At 61.5% G+C, this 3,770-nt stretch carries 3 protein-coding genes; 2 read left to right on the top strand and 1 reads right to left on the bottom strand.

Annotated features, from left to right (window positions below; translation table 11 throughout):
- Positions 1–2,003 (bottom strand): PAS domain S-box protein (locus tag I5W_RS10060; RefSeq protein WP_044529110.1); only part of this gene is annotated, 2,003 nt, incomplete at its 3' end.
- Between the two features lie 204 nt (positions 2,004–2,207).
- Here I5W_RS10060 and I5W_RS10065 point away from each other — a divergent pair.
- Positions 2,208–3,224, top strand: a complete 1,017-nt coding sequence (locus tag I5W_RS10065) for a TRAP transporter substrate-binding protein (protein ID WP_017451430.1) — start codon at positions 2,208–2,210, stop codon at positions 3,222–3,224.
- Between the two features lie 125 nt (positions 3,225–3,349).
- Positions 3,350–3,770 (top strand): TRAP transporter small permease (locus tag I5W_RS10070; protein WP_044529111.1); only part of this gene is annotated, 421 nt, incomplete at its 3' end.

A 3,770-nucleotide genomic window follows, 5' to 3' on the forward strand; every position in this document is an offset into this window, starting at 1 on the left:
CGGGCGCGAAACCTGAAGATTGTACCGCCTGCCGGATTATCGGTGTAAGTAAGGGTGCCGCCGTGGAATTCTATGGTGGTGCGGCAGATGTTCAAGCCCATGCCCATGCCCTCGGCCTTGGTCGAGAAGAAGGGCGAGAACAGGCGAGCGGCCACGTCCTCGGTGATGCCATGTCCCTGGTCGATCACCGAGACCGTGACCGATTCTGCACCATCGTCGTTGCGCGTGAGCTCGGCGCTCACGCGCAGGATGCGACGCGCCGAGGGTACTGCGGCCATGGCCTGAATGCCATTGCGGGTCAGGTTCAGGATCACCTGTTCCAGCAAGACCTGGTCGCCCAGCACGGCGGGCAGGGATTTGGGCACCTGCCATTGCAGCACGACGAAGAACTGTTGCGCCTGCAATTCGATCAGGGGGGCCACGTTGTCCACCAGTTGCCGTATCTGCAGGCGCTGGCGCGCCGGTTCGCGCTTCTTGACGAACTGGTGCACGCTGCGGATGACGTGGCCGGCGCGCTGCGCCTGGGCATGGATCTTTTCCAGTGCAGGTTGCAAGGCCGTGGGTTCGGCTTGACCCTGCTGCATCATGTTAAGGGCCCCGGTGGTATAGCTGGAGATGGCCGCCAGCGGCTGGTTCAGCTCGTGCGCCAGGGTCGAGGCGATCTCGCCCATGCTGGCCAGGCGGGCACTGGCTTGCAGCTTTTCTTCCTGGGTGCGGTTGAGGTCTTCGGCACGCTTGCGCTCGGAAATATCGAGGATGGAACCCATCCACCCGGTCTGTTTGCCATCCTGGTCCACCAGCGGTGACTCGAAGATCAGCACCGGGAAACGTTCGCCATCCCGGCGCTGGAAGATGGTCTCGAATTGCGGTGTCACGCGCCCGGCCAGTACGTTGGAAAAACGCTCCTGGTATTCATCCATGGCTTCCGGCGCCCAATAGGGCATGGGTGGGACCTTGCCTACCAGTTCCTCAGCCTGGAAACCGACCATCTTGCAGAAGGCTGGATTGACGTAGGTGATGCGCCCTTCCAGGTCGCGTGCGCGCATCCCGGTGACCAGCGAGTTTTCCATGGCGGCGCGAAACACGGCTTCGTTCAACAAGGCTTTTTCGGCCTTGGTGCGGCGATTGATGTCACGCCACAGCGCCCACAGGCTCCACAGCAAGCCCAGCGAGAGCACGATGACCGAGCCCACCAGCAGGTTGGGTAAGAGCTTGGGCGCGCTCTTGGTGCTATTGGTATGCAGTACCAGGGTCAGACCGGGCAGCTCCAGTTCGCGTCGATGGGTATAGACATTGAGGCCCGGGCCGCCCGAGGTGCGGCGCGCCACCACGTTGTCGTCCGTGTCGGTCAGGGAGATTTCATTGTCCTGGGCGAACCACCACGGCACCATTTCATTCAGGATGCGGGCCACGGCGTAACTGGCCACCAGGCTACCGATGTAGTGGTTGTCGTGGAACAGTGGCACGTGGTAATCCATGAGCATCGGTTCGGCGATGCCGGGCGGAATGGCCGGGGGACTGTAGAGCGGCCGGCGCATCTTGCGGGCGCGCTCGGCGGTCATTAGCGAGGATTGCGAGAGATCGTGGCGACTGATCGGCAGATCATCGGTGGAGGCGATCGCCTGGCCCTCGGCATTGAACCAGGTGACGCGGTAGAACTCGCGGTTGTTGCGCAGCAGGGCGTTCAAGCGGCTGCGGAAATGGTCCTGGTGCAGGCGGCCATTGCTGATCTCGCGCCCGATGATGCGCATACTTTCATCGTCCCGGCTCAACTGGAAGCGGATCGCCTGTTCCACCCACAGCGAATCGGCAATCAATTGCTCCAGCCGTTCGCTGGCCTCCATCTGCTGCGCCTGGCGCGGCAGCCAGATCAGCGTGGCCAGGAACAGGCACACCAGCAGGAACGGGATCAGCCAGCGCATGGTGGTCTTGCGGCCGGATGCCTGCAACTGCGAGGCGGCATCGGGCTGGGGAGCGATTGGCGGAGGCGGGACGGTTTTCATGACGCCGCCAGTGTAGCGGCCACCCCGGCCTTGCGCCAGCCTCCCGCACACCGGGAAGTGGAACCTGGAGCATTGTGGTTAACCACAGTTGCTCCATTTTGGTGACCCCGCGCAGAATTCGCGAGCACAACCTGGCCCGCGCCAAGGCCAGCCATACACCAGAATAAATACATAAACGATTTACACCTCTCTGGGGAGACAAGCATGAAACTGAAGTCCATCGTCTTTGCCATGGCCACCGCGGCCGTGTTCAATCTCGGCCTGGCGGCGAGCGCCTTGGCCCAACAGCCCATCATCATCAAGTTCAGCCATGTGGTGGCCAACGACACACCCAAGGGCAAGGCCGCCGAACGCTTCAAGGAGCTGGCCGAAAAAGCCACCAAGGGCCGCGTGAAGGTCGAGGTCTATCCCAACAGCACGCTCTATAAAGACAAGGAAGAACTGGAAGCCCTGCAACTGGGCGCGGTGCAGATGCTGGCGCCTTCTCTGGCCAAGTTCGGCCCGCTGGGCGTGAAGGAATTCGAGGTCTTCGACCTGCCCTACATCTTCCCCAGCAAGGAAGTGCTGTATCGCGTGACCGAAGGTCCGATCGGGCGTGAACTGTTCAAGAAGCTGGAGCCCAAGGGCATCACCGGCCTGGCCTATTGGGATAACGGTTTCAAGGTGATGTCGGCCAACAAGCCGCTGCGTCATCCGAGTGATTTCCGTGGTCTGAAGATGCGTATCCAGTCTTCCAAGGTGCTTGACGCGCAAATGCGCGCGCTGGGCGCTAACCCGCAGGTGCTGGCCTTCTCCGAGGTGTACCAGGCGCTGCAGACGGGCGTGGTCGATGGCACCGAGAACCCGCCCTCGAACCTCTATACCCAGAAGATGCATGAAGTGCAGAAGTACGTGACCGTCTCCAACCACGGTTACCTGGGCTATGCAGTGATCGTCAACAAGAAGTTCTGGGATGGCCTGCCCTCGGACATCCGTAGCGAGCTCGAAGGCGCCATGAAGGATGCGACCAAGTACGCCAACGCCATTGCCCAGCAGGAAAATGACGCCGCCCTGGCCGCTGTCGAGAAGACCGGCAAGACCACCGTCTATCGCCTGACCGACGCCGAGAAGGCCGAATGGCGCAAGGCGCTGCTGCCAGTGCAGCAGCAGATGGCCAGCCGCATTGGCAAGGATCTGATCGACGCCGTCAACAAGGAAGCGGCGGCGCTGGGCCAGAAGTAAGCGCCAGGCGTGAGCAGACGCGCGCCTGCGACGTGAGGCGCGCCTTTCCACCAAGAACAATCCGAACAAGCAAGGTCACAGGCTGATACCACCCAGGTATCGGCCTGCTGACGCAAGGAGACTTCATGAAGTTACTCGACCATCTGGAAGAGTGGCTGATCGCGTTCCTCATGGCCGCGGCCACCTTCATCATCTTCGTGGCGGTGGTGCACCGCTACGCCTCCGGCCTGGACATCCCCTGGCTGCAAGACCAACTCATCCAGATCAACATGAGCTGGGCTCAGGAACTGTGCATCTTCATGTTCGTGTGGATGGCCAAGTTCGGCGCCGCCTACGGGGTGCGTACCGGCATCCACGTGGGCGTCGACGTGCTGATCAATCGTTTGAACACCCCCTGGCGCAACAAGTTCGTGCTCTTTGGGCTGTTTGCCGGTGCGCTCTTTACCGGCATCGTCGGTACCTTCGGTGCCGAGTTCGTCTATGACATCGCCCAGCACGACAGCACCTCCGAAGTGATGGAAATACCGATGTGGATCGTCTACCTGC

The sequence above is a fragment of the Herbaspirillum sp. B65 genome (assembly GCF_000333555.1).
GTDB classification, from domain to species: Bacteria; Pseudomonadota; Gammaproteobacteria; order Burkholderiales; family Burkholderiaceae_D; genus Herbaspirillum; species Herbaspirillum rubrisubalbicans.

Bases quoted from the DNA above. Each gene is read 5' to 3' on its own strand.
- I5W_RS10065 (WP_017451430.1), top strand. From the start codon at position 2,208: ATGAAACTGAAGTCCATCGTCTTTGCCATGGCCACCGCGGCCGTGTTC.